A 16,272-nucleotide genomic window follows, 5' to 3' on the forward strand; every position below is an offset into this window, starting at 1 on the left:
CCGGAACGCGGCGCGGGCCTGGTCGGCGGTGGCCCGGCGCTGCGGGTCGCGGGCCAGCAGCGCGGCGAGCACGGGCTGCAGTGCGCCGGCCCGGACCATCGGCGCCGGGTGGTCGCCGACGACGGCCAGCAGGGTGGCCATGGGCTCGCCCCGGTCGAAGGGCGGGCGGCCCTCGACGGCGGTGTAGAGCGTGGCGCCCAGCGACCACAGGTCGTCGCGCGGCTGGGGCTGCTGGCCGGTGGCCCGCTCGGGCGACATGTAGGACGGCGACCCGAGGACGGTGCCGGTGGCGGTCAGGCTGGAGTCGCCGGTGGTGGTGGCGATGCCGAAGTCGGTCAGGTGGCCGTGCCCGGCCTCGTCGACCAGGACGTTCGCCGGCTTCACGTCACGGTGGACGATGCCCTCGCGGTGGGCGGCGCACAGCGCGTCGAGCACGTCCAGGCCGACGCGGGCGACGAGGTCGACGCGCAGCGGGCCGTGCTGCTCGACGAGCTGGAGCAGCGTCTGCGACCGGACGTGCTCCATGACCAGCCAGGGCCGGCCGTCCTCCTCGACCACGTCGTGGACGGTGGTGACGGCGGGGTGGTCCAGCCGGGCGGCCGCGCGGGCCTCGCGGAGGGTGCGCTCGCGCAGCACCTCGCGCTCCTGCGCGGAGACCTGGACGCCGAAGGTGACCTCCTTGACCGCGACCTCGCGGTCGAGCACCTGGTCGTGCGCGCGCCAGACGACGCCCATGCCTCCGCGGCCGATCTCCTCGGCCAGGACGTACCGGCCGGCCAGCACGCGGGGCTGCTGCTGCGGGTCCACGGGAGCGAACGTACGACGTAAGGGATCGGCCCGCCCGGTCACTCCGGGTCGCTCTGCTCCTCCAGGTCCTGGGCCTGCTCCTCCGTCTCCTGCTCCAGGGCGATGTCGCGCGGCTGGGGCTCGTCGGACTGCGGTGTCGTCATGAAGGACACGGTGCACCCGTGCGGCCGGTCCCGCCGTGCGGGAGGGTGCGGTCATGCCGCTGTTCTCCTTCGAGGGACGTTCCCCGCAGGTCCACCCCGACGCCTGGATCGCCCCGACCGCGACCCTGGTCGGCGACGTCGTCGTCGAGGCGCACGCCTCGGTCTGGTACGGCGCCGTGCTGCGCGCCGACTTCGGCCGGATCGTCGTCCGCGAGGGCGCCAACGTGCAGGACGGGTCGGTGCTGCACGGCGGCGACGACCCGGCGACCGAGGTCGGCCCGGGGGCGACCATCGGCCACCTGTGCGTGGTGCACGGCTGCGTCGTCGGGGCCGAGGCGCTGGTCGGCAACGGGTCGACGGTGCAGGACGGCGCCCGCATCGGCCGGCGGGCACTGATCGGCGCCGGTTCGCTGGTGCCGCCGGGGCTCGTCGTCCCGGACGAGGTGCTGGCCCTCGGGTCGCCGGCCAAGGTGCGCGGCCCGCTGACCGAGGGGGCGGCGCAGTGGGTGGACGGGAACCCGGCGATCTACCAGGAGCTGGCCCGCCGGCACGCCGTGGGCGTCAGCCCAGTCGGGCGGCCTCCTTCTGCATGACCAGGACGGCGAGCTCGTCGACGCCGCCCTCGGCCTTGCGGCCGACGAAGGGGGCGTCGACGTGCGAGCGGCCGGTGGTGGTGAGCGTGCCGCCGGCGATGCGGCGGTCTCCCTCGAGCCGGACGTCGCGGCCGAAGACCGACGCGGTCACCAGCACGGTGCCGGTCGCGGTGTCGCCGTCCACGGTCCAGGTGCGGACGTCGGTCAGCTCCACGCGGTCGCCGACGAACCGCGCGAACACCTCGGGGATGCCCTGCGTGGGGACGGTGTAGCGCGCCGTCGTCCGGCCGGGCCGGGCGACCACCTCGCGGACGTCGGCACCGAGGTCGGCGAGGAAGGCGCGGACGAAGGCCTCGTCGGTCAGCGTCTCGACGACGGTCGCGGCGGGGGCGGACACGGGTGTCTCGTGGCGGAACGGCACCGCCCCATCCTGACCCGGTCCAGCCGGTCCCGTCGGACGGCCGCACGTGGTGGGGCGGGTGGGGCTCGAACCCACGACCCAGGGATTATGAGGTATCTCAGGGCCCTTCGCCGACCTGCATGATCATCGCTGATTTGCCGTGTGACCTGCGATTTCATGGTTGGCGACCGATGGCCGTCGATGGTCCGTAACGGCCCTTCTGTGGGCGCCGTGTGGGCGCGGTGTGGGCACGGCGGGTACGCGTACGAGGCAGGGGTACCCCGGCTTATGCACGGCGGCGGCAGTCGTCGGGTCGCTCCGGCCGTCTGCTGCCGGCGAGGCTTGGCGCCCGTGTCGGTGACGCCTACACTGAGCCTTGCCTGTCGCGCTGAGCTTCAGTATGTGGGCCCGGCTCCTCTCCGGACGGTGAGCGGCCGGGCTTCGCGCTGTCTACGGCGCCGACACGTCCTCGGCCGCGGTGATGTCCGCGATGCGCGCTCGCCAGAGGCCTCCCGCGCAATGACTCCAGGCCAAGGCGTCGGTGACCCACAGAAGCGAGGTGCGGGCGTGTGGCGTTCCGGATCTGTCGCAGGCCGCGCATAGGGTCGCTGCGTGTAGCCCCGCCGGGACCGTCCGTGGACCCGGTAGTACCTCGTCGGCTACCTGGGAGGGCGAGCAATCTGATGTCGGTCGAGCAAGTATCGGGGCAGCCAGCCGCCTATCCGCCCACTCGGGCACTCCTACAGGCTGAAGCTGTCCTTATGCCGACCGTTGGGTCCAGCCTGCAGACGAAGGGGGTGACGTGTTAGTGGCTCTCAAGAAGTCGGACCTGTACAGCTCGCTCTGGCGGAGCTGCGACGAGCTGCGCGGCGGCATGGACGCCGGTCAGTACAAGGACTACATCCTCACGTTGCTCTTCGTGAAGTACGTGACGGACAAGGCCAAGACCGACCGCAACAGCCTGATCGACGTCCCGGCCGGCGGCTCCTTCGACGACATGGTCGCGCTCAAAGGCGACAAGGAGATCGGCGACAAGATCAATAAGATCATCGGCAAGCTCGCCGAGGCCAACGGCCTCGAGAAGGTCATCGACCTCGCCGACTTCAATGACGAGGAGAAGCTGGGAAAGGGCAAGGAGATGCAGGACCGGCTCTCCAAGCTCGTCACGATCTTTGCTGATCTTGACTTCCGCGGCTCCCGGGCCGAAGGCGACGACCTGCTGGGTGACGCCTACGAGTACCTGATGCGGCACTTCGCCACCGAGTCGGGCAAGAGCAAGGGGCAGTTCTACACGCCGGCCGAGGTCTCGCGCATCCTCGCTAAGGTCATCGGTATCGGGCCGAACACGCGACAGGACGACACGGTCTATGACCCCACGTGCGGGTCGGGCTCGCTGCTGCTGAAGGTGGCCGACGAGGCGCCGCGCGGCATCTCCATCTACGGCCAGGAGAAGGACAACGCCACTTGGGCGCTGTCCCGGATGAACATGATCCTCCACGGCAATGAGGACGCGGAGATCCGCAAGGGCGACACGATCACCAACCCGCAGTTCACCGCGGGTGCGCAGCTCCGCACGTTCGACTTCGCCGTCGCCAACCCGCCGTTCTCCATCAAGTCCTGGAGCAACGGTCTGGAGAACGCCTACGGCCGCTTCGAGTTCGGCCGGCCCCCAGAGAAGAACGGCGACTACGCCTTCTTGCTGCACATCCTCAAGTCGCTCAAGAGCACCGGCAAGGCGGCGGTCATCCTGCCGCATGGTGTCCTGTTCCGCGGCAACGCCGAGGCGACCATCCGCAAGGAGCTGCTCCGACGCGGCTACATCAAGGGCGTCATCGGCCTGCCCGCCAACCTCTTCTACGGCACCGGCATCCCGGCCTGCATCGTCGTGCTGGACAAGGAGAACGCCCAGGCGCGGACCGGCGTCTTCATGATCGACGCCTCCAAGGGCTTCATGAAGGACGGCCCCAAGAACCGCCTCCGCAGCCAGGACATCCACAAGATCGTCGACGTCTTCACCCGCCAGCTTCAGATCGACCGCTACTCGCGGATGGTGCCCCTGGCCGAGATCGCGGACGCGAAAAACGACTACAACCTGAACATCCCGCGCTACATCGACTCCAGCGAGCCCGAGGACCTCCAAGATCTCAACGCGCACCTGCACGGCGGCATACCCAACCGCGACCTCGACGCGCTCGCGCGCTACTGGGACGCGTTCCCCTCACTCCGAACCACGCTGTTCAAGGACGACCGACCCGGCTACAGCGACCTCGCCACCGGGGTAGAGCAAGTCCAGCAGGCGATCCTGGACTCCGACGAGTTCAAGAAATTCGCCAGCGACGCCCGCACCGTCGTCGACGACTGGTTCGCCGCTCACCGGCCGATCCTGCAGGCTATCGATGGCACGACAGTCCCCAAGGAACTGATCGGCAGTCTTGGTGACGAACTGCTCGCACGCTTCAAGAACGTCCCGTTGCTCGACGAGTACGACGTCTACGAGCAGCTGATGACCTACTGGCACGAGGTCATGCACGACGACGTCTTCCTCGTCATGAACGACGGCTGGTTGGACGCTGCCAAGCCGCGCAAGACCATCGAGGATAAGGAGCGCAAGCTCTCCGAGACTCCCGACCTCGTCGTTGGCTCCGGTCGGGGCGCCACCAAGTACAAGATGGACCTCATCCCGCGGGCGCTTGTCGTTGCTCGTTTCCTTGCCGACGAGCAGGCCGAGGTCGACAACCTCAACGTGGTGGCCGAAGAGACGACCCGGGCCGTCGAGGAGTTCGTAGAAGAGCATGCCGTCGAGGACGGTCTTCTCGCAGACGCCATGGACGACGACAAGATCAGCAAGGCGCTTGTCGCGACCCGGTTGAAAGTGGCCAAGCGCGAGGGCGCGGAGCCTGACGAGATCGAGGCGCTGCAGCGCATGCTCTCCCTCTACGACGCTGAGGCGACCGCCAAGAGAGCCGCCAGGGACGCCCAAGCGGCGCTCGACCTCGCGACTCTTACAAAGTACGGCGAGCTCTCGATGCCGGAGGTCAAGCAGCTGGTACTTGATGACAAGTGGCATGCCACCGTCGTCACGCGCGTCGCCCGGGAGGTCACGGCGCTCACGCTCGCGCTCGTGCAGCGGATTCGGGAGCTCGGCGAGAGGTATGCCGAGACGGCGGGGGCATTGGACGCCGAACTGAATGAGCTCGAGTCGAAGATTCTGGGGCACTTGGCCGCTATGGGAGTCGAGTCATGACGCGCACCCGACTACGCGACCTTGGCTCAACTTACGGCGGCCTGTCGGGCAAAACTAAGGCGGACTTCGGGCGAGGTGACGCATCGTTCGTCACTTTCTTAGAGGTTATCAACAACACCAGGCTTACGGGGCTTCAACTGGAGCGGGTCCACGTTGACAAGGGCGAGAGCCAGAACCGGGTGATGCGGGGGGATTTGTTGTTCAACGGATCCTCCGAGACGCCTGAAGAGGTCGCGCTATCCGCGGTGGTTGACTTCGACCCATCTGCCAACACATATCTCAACAGCTTTTGCTTCGGATATAGACTGCGTGAACTCGGCATTGCGAATCCGACCTATCTTGCATACTTTTTCCGATCCAACGCAGGGCGTCGTCTGGTGTCGTCATTAGCCCAAGGAGCAACCCGCTACAACATCGCCAAGACGAAGTTTCTCGACCTTGAGGTGGACTTGCCGCCGCTGAGCCAACAACGGGATACCGTTGATGCACTGCTTGCAAGCGACAGTGCAATAGCGACACTTGAACGACAGATTGCAAAGAAGGTGGCAATCAAGCGCGGCATGATGCAGCAGCTCCTGACCGGGCGCACCCGCTTGCCTGGATTCAAAGAAGCGTGGATCGGCAAGACGATCGGTGCACTAGCCCGGGTCGTGGGAGGTGGGACTCCGTCCACTCGTTCGTCCTTGTACTGGGGTGGTGGCATCCCCTGGTTCACGCCCGCGGAGATACGTGCAGATGGTGCAGGACTGGTCTCACGTTCGGAACGCACAATCACTCCGCAAGGTCTCGCGAACTCGGCGGCCACTCTGCTGCCCGTGGGTACCATCCTGGTTACGTCGCGTGCGAGCATCGGGCACTGCGCTGTCGCAGAAGTACCAATCACGACCAATCAGGGATTCGCGTCCATGATTCCTAAGGATCGTAGGTCGACCTGGTTCCTTTACTACTGGATCCAGCAGAACAAGTCGGCGCTTGAGTTTCGGGCCGCGGGCAGCACGTTCCTGGAGATCAGTGCGAGCAAGGTGGCCTCAATCCCTCTGCAGGCACCTAGTGTTGACGAGCAAAAGGCAATCGGCAGTGTCCTTCGGGATGCGGACTTGGAGCTTGATGCTCTCAGGGTCCGCTTGACGAAGGCCCGCGCCATCAAGACCGGCATGATGCAGCAGCTCCTAACCGGCCGGGCTCGGCTGGCCGTGGAGGCTGCCTCATGAACACCGAGTGGGCCCTTGGCGAGCTGGATAACGTCATCACGATGACCGTGATGACGAACGATAGTCGCAGTGGCCCTGGTTACGTCTCGATATCAACCACGTCCAGTACGGCCGCGTCCGACACCGACGTGACTAAGCAGGCTCAGGTCGTGGAGAAGATCCTCGACCGTGTTGTGCCGGCCTGGCGAACGGAAATTGAGCTCTCGCCCATCAACCGCTGGACCCGCCACCGCGAGGCTGCTATCCGTGCGCGCGAAGAGCTCGTCCGCGAGCACGAGGTCAGAGAGAATCTCGGCGAGAACGCCCCTGAGCTTTCCGCTGCGGAGCTGTATCCCTGGGTCTGGAGCGGAGCGCGGTCGCTCTGGCAGTCGGGCCACTACCGCGAAGCAGTTGAGGGTACGATCAAGAAGTTGAATGCAGAGACGCAGAACAAGGTCGGGCGACGCGACGTGAGCGAGACCGACCTGTTCAAGCAGGCGTTCTCACTCGATGAACCGAAGCCGGGAAAGGCGCGCCTGCGCCGGATGACGGATGACGGCAGCGACACCTACAGGTCGGTTCAGCGCGGGGCGATGATGTTCGCCGAGGGCGTGTTCGCCGGCATCCGTAACCCGCTCACCCACGAGGCCAACCAGGAGCTGTCAGAGCAGGAGGCGCTGGAGTACCTGGCGGCGCTCAGCGTGCCGGCCCGCTGGGTTGACGCCTCCGACATGGAGGCTGCCTCATGACCAACGTCGGCCAACTTGAGCGCCTGGCACAGGACCGGGTCATTGAGCTATTCCAGAGCAATCTCGGCTACGAATACCTGGGCGACTGGGAGTACCGCGAAGGCAACTCGAACGTCGAGGTCGAGCTGCTGTCGCAGAACCTCCGTGCCCGCGGCTACAACGACAACCTGATCAACAAGGCGATCGACAAGCTGAAGAGCGACGCCTCTCTCGGTGGCGGCAGGGATCTGTACGAGGCCAACCGCGACGTCTACGGCCTGCTGCGCTATGGGGTAAAGGTCAAGCCGGGCATCGGCGAGCGGACCGAGACGGTGTGGCTCATCGACTGGGCAAATCCCGAGGCCAACCACTTCGCGCTCGCCGAAGAAGTCACCGTGCTGGGTCAGCACACCAAGCGCCCGGACGTGGTGCTCTACGTCAACGGCATCGCGCTGGTGACCTTGGAGCTGAAGCGCTCGAAGGTAGCCGTCTCCGAGGGCATCCGGCAGACCATCGGCAACCAGTCCCGCGACTTCATCCGGCCGTTCTTCACCACGGTGCAGCTGGTCATGGCCGGCAACGACGTCGAGGGCCTCCGCTACGCCGTCATCGATACGCCGGAGAAGTACTGGCTGGAGTGGAAGGAGCCCTCGGACATCGCGGACCCGCTCGACCGGGCGCTGACCCAGCTGTGTTCGAAGGGCCGCCTGCTCGAGCTGATCCACGACTTCATGGTGTTCGACGCCGGGGTCAAGAAGACGGCGCGGCACAACCAGTACTTCGGCGTGAAGGCCGCCCAGGCACGCATTGCCAAGCGCGAGGGCGGCATCATCTGGCACACCCAGGGCTCAGGTAAGTCGCTAACGATGGTGTGGCTGGCGAAGTGGATTCGGGAGCACCAGAAGGATCCCCGAGTCCTGCTGATCACCGACCGGACCGAGCTAGACGAGCAGATCGAGCAGGTCTTCGGCGGGGTCGACGAGGCCATCTACCGCACCAAGAGCGGCGGGGACCTGCTGGCCACCCTCAACGCCTCCGAGGAGTGGCTGATCTGCTCGTTGGTGCACAAGTTCCGCGGCTCGGATGACGACGCGGCCCGGGACCCCGCCGATGGGGACTTCATCCGCGAGCTTAACGCCAGCGTCCCGAGCGACTTCAAGGCCAACGGCAACCTGTTCGTCTTCGTCGACGAGGCGCACCGCACCCAGTCGGGCAACATGCACGCCGCCATGAAGCAGCTGCTGCCCGAGGCGATGTTCATCGGCTTCACCGGAACGCCGCTGCTCAAGGCGGACAAGGCCACCAGCATCGAGACGTTCGGCAGCTTCATCCACACGTACAAGTTCGACGAGGCCGTCGGGGACGGCGTCGTGCTCGACCTGCGCTACGAGGCCCGCAACATCGACCAGGACCTCACCAGCCCGGACAAGGTCGACAAGTGGTTCGAGGCCAAGACCAAGGGCATGACCGACCTCTCGCGGGCCGCGCTTAAGAAGCGCTGGGGCACGCTGCAGAAAGTCGTCTCGTCCGAGCCCCGAGCACGGCAGATTGTCGACGACATCCTGCTCGACATGGAGACCAAGCCGCGCCTGTCTGACGGCCGCGGCAACGCCATGTTGGTCGGCCAGAGCATCTACCAGGCCTGCAAGTTCTACGAGCTGTTCCGCCAGGCGGGCTTCAAGGGCAAGTGCGCCATCATCACCAGCTACGCCCCGCAGGCCGGCGATATCTCCAAGGAGGATGCGGGCGCCGGGGCGACGGAGAAGCTGCGCCAGTACGACATCTACCGGCAGATGCTTGCCGACTACTTCGATGAGCCCGCCGACTCCGCGATGACCAAGGTCGAGGAGTTCGAGCGCCAGGTCAAGGAGAAGTTCGTCAAGCAGCCGGGCCAGATGCGGCTGCTCATCGTGGTGGACAAGCTTCTGACCGGGTTCGATGCGCCGAGCGCCACCTACCTCTACATCGACAAGCCGATGCGCGACCACGGCCTGTTCCAGGCCATCTGCCGGGTGAACCGGCTGGACGGCGAGGACAAGGACTACGGCTACATCGTCGACTACCGCGACCTGTTCAACTCGCTGGAGTCGGCCATTACCGACTACACCAGCGGCGCACTCGACGGTTACGAGAAGCAGGACATCGAGGGGCTGCTCTCCGATCGGATCGACAAGGCGCGCGCCGACCTCGACGAGGCCCTGGAGGCCATCCGCGCCCTCTGCGAGCCGGTCGCACCGCCGAGGAACACGCTGCAGTACCAGCAGTACTTCTGCGCGATGGAGCAGGGCAACGCTGAGCAGCTGAAGGCCAACGAGCCCAGGCGCGTGGAGCTCTACAAGGCCGTCGCGGCGGTGACCCGCGCCTACGGCAACCTGGCCAACGAGATGGACGCCGCCGGCTACGGGGACGCCGAGGCCGCGGCGATCAAGGCCGAGATCGCCCACTACGTCAACGTGCGCGACGAGGTGAAGCTCGGTGCGGGAGAGGACGTCGACTTCAAGCAGTACGAGGCCGGGATGCGGCACCTGCTCGACACCTACATCAGCGCCAAGACGTCAGAGGTCCTGTCCAACTTCAAGGACACCGGGCTCATCCAGCTCATCGTCGAGCTGGGCACGGGGGCGATCGACAAGCTCCCCGAGGGCATCAAGAAGGATCCCGAGGCCGTCGCCGAGACGATCACCAACAACATGCGCAAGGTGATCATCGACGAGCACGCTATGAACCCGAGGTACTACGACAAGATGTCGGAGCTGCTCGACGCCATCTTGGAGGAGCGCCGCCGCGGGGCGCTGGACTACAAGGGCTACCTGGCCAAGCTGCTGGAACACGCCACCAAGCTGGGCAAGGGGGAGTCCGACACGGCGTATCCCGAGTGGGCCGACAACGGCGCCCGCAAGGCCCTGATCGATTTCTTTTACCCTCAGATCGAGATCGCGGTCGAAATCGATACGACGATCCGGCACACCAAGCCGGACTCCTGGGTCGGCAGTCCCATCAAGGAGAAGAGGGTCCGCCGCGCCCTCGCGCAGGCACTGCCGGCCGACTTCGATCGCTTCGATGAGTTGTTTGAACTGGTGAAGGCGCGCCATGAGTACCGCTAGCGCCTATCTCACCATCCGCGGTATCGATGTCGACGTCATCTACAAGGACATCAAGAACCTGCACATCGGCGTCTACCCGCCGCTCGGGCGCGTGCGCGTGGCCGCGCCGCTAACGCTTGACGACGACCGCGTTCGGCTGGCCGTCATTCAAAGGCTTCCTTGGATCAAGAAGCAGCGCGAGCAACTGCGCTCCGCCGTGCGCCAGTCCGAGCGGGAGATGGTCAGCGGAGAGTCCCACTACGTCTGGGGGGTCCGGCACCGCCTGAAGGTCATTGAGCGCCCAGGCCGCGCTCACGCGGAGCTCGACGGCGATCGACTACTGCTGTACGTCCCCGAGGGCACCAGCGTGGACAGTCGGCGGGATGTCCTCCAGCGCTGGCAGCGCGAGCAGCTTCGCCGACGCATCCCAGGGCTTATCGCCCAGTGGGAAGAGACGATCGGCCGGCAGGTGCCCCGCTGGAGCATCCGCCGCATGAAGACCAAGTGGGGCTCGTGCAACCGCGAAACCGGCCACATCTGGTTCAACCTCGAACTCGCCAAGAAGCACCCCGACTGTCTGGAATACGTCGTCGTCCACGAGATGACGCATCTCCTGGAGCGCAACCACGGCGAGCGGTTCACCAAGCTGATGGACCGGCACCTGCCCGACTGGCGGGCGCGGCGTGATCAGCTCAACGATGCGCCCCTCGCGGACGAGGATTGGACCCAATGAGCGACACGGAGCCTGGTCATAATCCGAGTCAAGTCGTCGTCGGACGGACTGCTCGCGTAACTGTCGTCGAAGACGACGGTCGCACGTTTCATGCCCGCCTTCAAGGAGGTGGGTCGGCCAGGATCTCATCGTCCGAGCTCGTAGTGGTTAGGCCTGGCGACGCGGTCATCGTAAGCGACGTTGGCTGGCACGTAGTCCCAGACAAGATTTGGATCGACGAACGAAGTGTCGGCGTCGTCCGGAAGCTGCTCAAGGATGGGGTTCTTCTTGAGTCGTCCATCGGCCTGCGCTTCCTGAAGAAGACGCCGCGCAAGAGACTTGGCGTTACGGTAGGCAATACGGTCGAGTTCGACGACCATGACGGAATCGTGAGGGTGATATCGGAGTCACCTATCAGACTCCGAGACGTCGGCGTCGACGAGGATGCGCTTAGCGAGTATCTGGTCAAACACGACGAAGCTGCAGAGCTCGACTTTCGCTCCTTTGGCGGATACCACGAAGTTCGGGAGCGGGCCCGTGAGTTGATCGAGACTCAGCTCGATAAGAAGGCTGCACTCGACGCGATAGGCGCTCGCGCCGTCAAGGGAATCATCTTCACGGGTCCGCCGGGAACCGGCAAGACGCACCTCGCCCGCATCATCGGCCACGAGGCGAAGGCAACGTTCTATCTCGTCAGCGGTCCGTCGATCGTCAGCAAGTGGGTCGGCGACAGCGAGGACACGCTTCGGCGAATCTTCGACGCAGCCGAAAAGGAGGAACGTGCAATCATCTTCTTTGACGAGATCGACAGCATTGCGGAGCGGCGGACTGATGACTCACACGAAGCGTCCAAGCGGCTCGTGGCGCAACTGCTAACCCTGCTCGACGGGTTCGACCAGAAGGCCAGCAACATCGTCGTGATAGCCGCGACCAACCGCATTGACGACATCGATGAAGCTTTGCTTCGGCCTGGCCGGTTTGACTGGGAGATCTCCTTCGGTCTCCCCACCGATAGTGACCGCGTGGAGATCCTGATGGTGGGCGCTCGCAAGCTGAAGACGTCAGGGGACCTGCCTATCGAAGAGATTGCCGCCCTGACCGAGGGGTGGTCCGCCGCACGTCTTAGCTCGATATGGACAGAGGCGGCCCTGGTGGCAGCCGGCGAAGGACGCGGTTCCATCTCGGATGAGGACATGGCTGAGGCGTTCGAGCGAGTGTTGAGACGACCCAGTAGGGATCGTCGGGAGACGCCTCGTGTCGCTTAGATCCTGGTGGAGTCGGGTCCGTCCGGGACGGAAGCGCAACCCCTCTCACGCAGCTTCGGTACAGCCGCCGCTCCGAGAATTCATCTATCTCGACGAAGTGAGCCTGCGGAGCCTACTTGTTTCGCAGAGGGAGACCATCCCCGAGCAGGTGTCCCGCGCTATCTCGCAAGCAGAGGAGACTGAAGTCACGGGCAAGGTGTCCGCCGATGCCTTTGTAGTCAACAGTGAAGTCGGCTCACGCTTCCAGACCAGCAACTCGAATAGTGTGCAGACCTCGCGTAAGGCCATAGTCCAGACGCTGTTTAAGGAACTGCGTGACGATTGCGACCTTGATTATGCGCTTGAAGTCCGGATCGCAACCCCGAAGAAGCTCGACGATCTGACCGCTATACAGCAGGAAGAGGAACGCTCGATTGCTGCGCCTGTCACGGGCTTGTCGCGGGGAGCGCTCGTCGAGGTCGAGGTTGAGCTAGAGGTAGATCCAGTGTTCAAGCTCGGAACCCTCATCTCCGAGTACGCCTCGATGGTTGAGGAGTACCCCGAGGTGTTCGACACTGCTGCACGGGCAGGACTTCGCGATGCCGAGCCTGTCAACAGGATATTGCAGCGACTGCTGGCAGGACTAATACCGATCCGGGCAAAAGCGACAAGCCTCTCGGTCATCGAAGTGGACGGTCAAGAGTATGTAGTGCACAACGACGCGGTCGCAGGGCTAGAGGTCGAAAGGCGGCCGCTCGAAGTCGTAGGGGTGACCGAGCACATCGGCTACTGGAAGGACATCCGACGCGTCCTATTCTCATCTGCACCGGTCACGATGCTTTGTCGTGTGGCGCGGGACGGCCTCCACCAGACGTGGACCCCTGTGAAGTTGGCGGACGTCTTTCGCGAGGCCGTGCCCACGCTCGTCGATCAGATCAACGAAGCGAGCCGCACTGGCGTCGGGAGTCTGGGAGTCATCAGTGGGCAGAACGCCCAGCAAGAGCTGGTTGTGCGGGCCTTGGACTTCTATAAGGAGAAGCTCTTGGCCGCGGCAGCGATCGAGCTGGGAACCGCCGAGGAGGTGGAGATCGCGCACATTGCCCGAGCAGCGGGCCCCGAGGCATCGTCGATCTCGGGTCAGCGCCGTGCGTACGCGGCCGTCCGCGAGGTGATCGAGCGAAGGACGGGCCACTCAGTCCTGGATCCCGATGCCGACCTCGCGGCAAGGCAAGAAGCGCGAGTGGCGGTTGGCCTACCGCTCTTTCCCGGACTTGCCGCCACACCTGTCCTACCGGTCCGTGCGTCGGATCCAGACGTACGTCGCGGTGACCGCCTCCTGGACGTCGAGGTCATCGCCATCTACTGGTGACGCCTCGCCGGCGCGGTCGCCGGCGAGGATTCCGCAGACAACGGCTCCTCATCGCAGTCCGGTCGGCCATCGACCTCAGCCGCGTGCGACCGACTCGGGAACAGCGATCACGACTCCGCGGGTCTGATCGCAGGTGCGGCAGTGCCGCACGTTGGTCGTCCATTGCCCGTGTGACTTGTGCTGCTGGACGTCGATGACGTGGTCGCAGGTCAGTGTCAGGCGCCAAGTTCGTAGCTCCGCCGAATCCGGTCGGCTTGCACGGAGGAGCATCCCGAGTCTTTCCATCTGCCGGTCGCTGAGCGGCGGGGGAGGGCAGCAGTAGCCGCAGTGCATCGCTCGGGAGCCCGACATGCTCCAGCGGTGACTGCGGCAGTCCTTGTGGCCGGCAGCGAAGTCGGCCTGGGCAGCGTCGTACTCGGGCTTCTCCCGCTCGGTCAGCTTCATGAGCGGCGGCCAGTCGCCGAGTCCGTCGATGATTGGCCGGGCGCAGCCGCGACAGTGAACGCCGGCCTCGATCTCGTCGCGGGTGAGCTGGGTGCCGTTGGCGTCCCACTCTCGGCGCTTGCGCTCCTGTCGGTGGGCGTACCCCTCGGCCGCTATGGCAGCTCTGTGGCGGCGCGCAGCCGCTCGCTGAGCCTTCTGCTCCTCGGTCAACTGAGCCATGTCGTCTCCGGGGTAGGCCATACGGTGGGGTCGTGCTCCATCTGCTCGTTGACACCTCCACCTGGCTGGACCTGTGCAAGCGCCGCGACGGGCAGCGCTGGATCGTCGCGCTCCGGGTACTCGTTCACCAGGGGCAGGTCGAGCTGCTCGTCCCTCGATTCCTCGTCGACGAGTTCGAGCGGAACCGAGATCGCGTTGAGACGTCGATGACCGCGAGCATCGCCCAGCGGTTCAAGCTCATCAAGCAAGATCTCGACGACTACGGCGGGTCGGACCAGGAGCAGGCTCTCAAGGTCATGACGGATCTTTCGCGCCATGTGCCGCTCATCGGAGCCATGACGACCCGCAACTTCGACGAGGTGCTGGACTTGCTCCAAGCCGGCCGTGTCCTCGAACCAGGGGACGAAGAGAAGCGCGGGGTGGTCGAGCGCGGCCTGCTCAAGCAGGCGCCGTTCCACCGATCCCGCAACAGTGTCGCCGATGCCCTGCTCATCGAGCTCTATGCAACGACTTTCCGTGGCGTAGGGGTGGACCAGGAGCCGCGCGCGTTCATCACGAGCAACAGCGACGACTTCTCCTTGCCCGGCGGAGACGCCCGGCAGCCGCATCCCCACCTCGCCAGTCTGTTCGCAGCGGAGGGATCGACCTACGGACTGGGAGTCGACGGCCTCAATCAGGTCCTACTGGACCACTTCGGCGTCGAGATCGAGGAGCTGTTCGCGGAGACGTACTTCGAGGAGGAGCCCCGGCGACTGGACGAGATCGTGGAGGCCGAACGGGATCTGTTCGACCGCATCTGGTATCACCGCTCCCTCCAGCACGAGTACCGGCTTGAGGACGCGGGAGATGAGGCAGAAGTAGAGCGCCTACTCGCGATTGCAGGGCCAGGGCGCCGGCGTGTTGAGGAGCTGTACACAGCGCCTGGGCAGCTTGGCCCCTACACGGACTTCGAACTCGGCATGCTCAACGGCAAGCTTTCGGCCCTGCGCTGGGTCCTCGGCAGCGAATGGGACTTCCTCGACACATGACCGCGACCTTCCGAGCCGTGGGGCTCAGCCGACGGCGAAGTTCCTACATTTGCGAGCGAAGGACTGATGGCTGGTTCCGTTGTATCGACTGCCGCTGTGAGCGCAACCGTGGCGGCGTGTGTCTCCGCGCTCTTCAAGTGGGGCGGCGAGCTTGCCGTTCGCATCCGAGCTTGGTTTAGGCCGGATCACGTCCCCTTAGGCGCTGGTGAGTGGCAGCTCTATACCTCCTTTGACAACACGCCCAAGGTTCGCGTCCTCGTTGCCTGCGCTCCGACGCGGTCATTGCGGAAGCAAGAAGTCAACCCGGATCTGGCCATCCGGTTCGCTCGCGGTCATTTTGCGAACCGCCTCGTGCCTGTGCCCACATTCTCTCGACCGCAGAACGGCGTCAAGTTCCAGGAAGTGCGCCATGTGACTGACATGGCGGCCTACCTATGGATCTGGGCGGCCGGCCGAGTCGACTACTCAACCTTCGTGGAGACCATCCCCACCGAGAGCGGCGGCCACGCCTTGCCGCTCGTTGAAGTCATCGATCCGATCGTGACGGTAGCCCGAGCGGTGACCAGCCGAGAGTATCGGCGGGTCTTTCCACGTCGATGGGCGGATCTCCCTCGCCGCTTCGACTGGTTCATTGCGGTGGGCACCCATATTCGGAAGGAGGACGGCGAGGCGGTGAAACCCTGGACCGAACTCGCCTTCCCAGGCACCCCGACTCCTCGTGCTGCGGGCGAGTAGGAGCCGTTCTGCCCACCTCAGGGATATGCCGCAAAGGCACTGCGAAGTTGGAGGTTCCGCGGCTCCCTCGATGAGCTCGTAACTGTGTTTGCCGACTCGTTCCTGAAGCAGAACGGCTATCACGAGTGCCGGTCCGCGATTGCAGACCTAATCCGAGTCGTGACCTGAGGGCGGATGGAGTCACACTGTCTGACCTCGTAGGACGTCTGTCAATGGCCAAGCTCAGGTCCCCGTTGGTGGCCAGGTGAAAGTCCCCGCCCCTCGCGGTGATTAGCGGGTGGGGCGGTCACCTCCTCGGGTGCGGGCTTGGCGCATCCGGTAGGACTCGCCGTC

13 protein-coding genes are annotated in these 16,272 nt (G+C 65.1%); 10 read left to right on the plus strand and 3 right to left on the minus strand.

Annotation, left to right across the window (positions count from 1 at the left end; translation table 11 throughout):
- The coding region (locus tag NH342_RS17010) for a serine/threonine-protein kinase (protein ID WP_253016495.1) at positions 1-807 on the minus strand (807 nt) is incomplete at its 3' end.
- Positions 808-1,003: 196 nt separating this feature from the next.
- Between NH342_RS17010 and NH342_RS17015 the strand changes: the two genes are divergently transcribed.
- A complete protein-coding gene (locus NH342_RS17015) occupies positions 1,004-1,543 on the plus strand; it encodes a gamma carbonic anhydrase family protein (protein ID WP_253016497.1) in 540 nt (179 codons plus the stop codon).
- Here the strand turns inward: NH342_RS17015 and NH342_RS17020 are convergent.
- Positions 1,512-1,940: a DUF2505 domain-containing protein gene (locus NH342_RS17020; RefSeq protein WP_253016499.1), complete on the minus strand. Its 429-nt coding sequence runs from the start codon at positions 1,938-1,940 to the stop codon at positions 1,512-1,514. The two genes, NH342_RS17015 and NH342_RS17020, sit on opposite strands and share 32 nt — an antisense overlap.
- An 811-nt stretch (positions 1,941-2,751) precedes the next feature.
- Here NH342_RS17020 and NH342_RS17025 point away from each other — a divergent pair.
- The 7 genes from NH342_RS17025 (at position 2,752) to NH342_RS17055 (ending at position 13,513) form a co-directional block, all read left to right on the plus strand.
- Complete coding sequence (locus NH342_RS17025; RefSeq protein WP_253016501.1) at positions 2,752-5,187, plus strand: type I restriction-modification system subunit M; 2,436 nt, start codon at positions 2,752-2,754, stop codon at positions 5,185-5,187.
- A complete protein-coding gene (locus NH342_RS17030) occupies positions 5,184-6,398 on the plus strand; it encodes a restriction endonuclease subunit S (protein ID WP_253016503.1) in 1,215 nt (404 codons plus the stop codon). Before NH342_RS17025 ends, NH342_RS17030 begins: the two co-directional genes overlap by 4 nt.
- Positions 6,395-7,126: a TIGR02391 family protein gene (locus NH342_RS17035; protein WP_253016505.1), complete on the plus strand. Its 732-nt coding sequence runs from the start codon at positions 6,395-6,397 to the stop codon at positions 7,124-7,126. Before NH342_RS17030 ends, NH342_RS17035 begins: the two co-directional genes overlap by 4 nt.
- The gene (locus tag NH342_RS17040) at positions 7,123-10,209 is read left to right on the plus strand and encodes a type I restriction endonuclease subunit R (RefSeq protein WP_253016507.1); all 3,087 of its coding nucleotides are present in this window, start codon (positions 7,123-7,125) and stop codon (positions 10,207-10,209) included. Before NH342_RS17035 ends, NH342_RS17040 begins: the two co-directional genes overlap by 4 nt.
- A complete protein-coding gene (locus NH342_RS17045; RefSeq protein ID WP_253016509.1) occupies positions 10,196-10,921 on the plus strand; it encodes a M48 family metallopeptidase in 726 nt (241 codons plus the stop codon). The genes NH342_RS17040 and NH342_RS17045 overlap by 14 nt, the downstream gene beginning before the upstream one ends.
- Positions 10,918-12,165 (plus strand): 26S protease regulatory subunit, encoded by a 1,248-nt coding sequence (locus NH342_RS17050; RefSeq protein WP_253016511.1) that lies wholly within the window; start codon positions 10,918-10,920, stop codon positions 12,163-12,165. The genes NH342_RS17045 and NH342_RS17050 overlap by 4 nt, the downstream gene beginning before the upstream one ends.
- Before the next feature lie 97 nt (positions 12,166-12,262).
- Positions 12,263-13,513: a hypothetical protein gene (locus NH342_RS17055; protein WP_253016513.1), complete on the plus strand. Its 1,251-nt coding sequence runs from the start codon at positions 12,263-12,265 to the stop codon at positions 13,511-13,513.
- A gap of 75 nt (positions 13,514-13,588) precedes the next feature.
- Here the strand turns inward: NH342_RS17055 and NH342_RS17060 are convergent, their stop codons facing one another.
- Positions 13,589-14,176: a hypothetical protein gene (locus NH342_RS17060; protein WP_253016515.1), complete on the minus strand. Its 588-nt coding sequence runs from the start codon at positions 14,174-14,176 to the stop codon at positions 13,589-13,591.
- 32 nt (positions 14,177-14,208) lie between these two features.
- Between NH342_RS17060 and NH342_RS17065 the strand changes: the two genes are divergently transcribed.
- Both NH342_RS17065 and NH342_RS17070 read left to right on the plus strand, forming a co-directional pair.
- Positions 14,209-15,204 carry a PIN domain-containing protein gene (locus NH342_RS17065; protein WP_253016517.1) on the plus strand — a complete coding sequence of 332 codons (996 nt, stop codon included), beginning with the start codon at positions 14,209-14,211 and terminating at the stop codon, positions 15,202-15,204.
- 96 nt (positions 15,205-15,300) lie between these two features.
- A complete protein-coding gene (locus NH342_RS17070) occupies positions 15,301-15,939 on the plus strand; it encodes a hypothetical protein (RefSeq protein ID WP_253016519.1) in 639 nt (212 codons plus the stop codon).
- The last annotated feature ends 333 nt before the right edge of the window (positions 15,940-16,272 follow it).

Origin of the sequence: Klenkia sp. PcliD-1-E (genome assembly GCF_024124375.1) — a bacterium.
Classification (GTDB): Bacteria; Actinomycetota; Actinomycetes; order Mycobacteriales; family Geodermatophilaceae; genus Klenkia.

What these genes read in the sequence shown, in the direction of transcription:
- NH342_RS17045 (WP_253016509.1), top strand. Translation starts at nt 10,196, where the DNA reads ATGAGTACCGCTAGCGCCTATCTCACCATCCGCGGTATCGATGTCGAC.
- NH342_RS17035 (WP_253016505.1), top strand. Translation starts at nt 6,395, where the DNA reads ATGAACACCGAGTGGGCCCTTGGCGAGCTGGATAACGTCATCACGATG.
- NH342_RS17015 (WP_253016497.1), top strand. Translation starts at nt 1,004, where the DNA reads ATGCCGCTGTTCTCCTTCGAGGGACGTTCCCCGCAGGTCCACCCCGAC.
- NH342_RS17040 (WP_253016507.1), top strand. Translation starts at nt 7,123, where the DNA reads ATGACCAACGTCGGCCAACTTGAGCGCCTGGCACAGGACCGGGTCATT.
- NH342_RS17050 (WP_253016511.1), top strand. Translation starts at nt 10,918, where the DNA reads ATGAGCGACACGGAGCCTGGTCATAATCCGAGTCAAGTCGTCGTCGGA.
- NH342_RS17060 (WP_253016515.1), bottom strand. Translation starts at nt 14,176, where the DNA reads ATGGCTCAGTTGACCGAGGAGCAGAAGGCTCAGCGAGCGGCTGCGCGC.
- NH342_RS17030 (WP_253016503.1), top strand. Translation starts at nt 5,184, where the DNA reads ATGACGCGCACCCGACTACGCGACCTTGGCTCAACTTACGGCGGCCTG.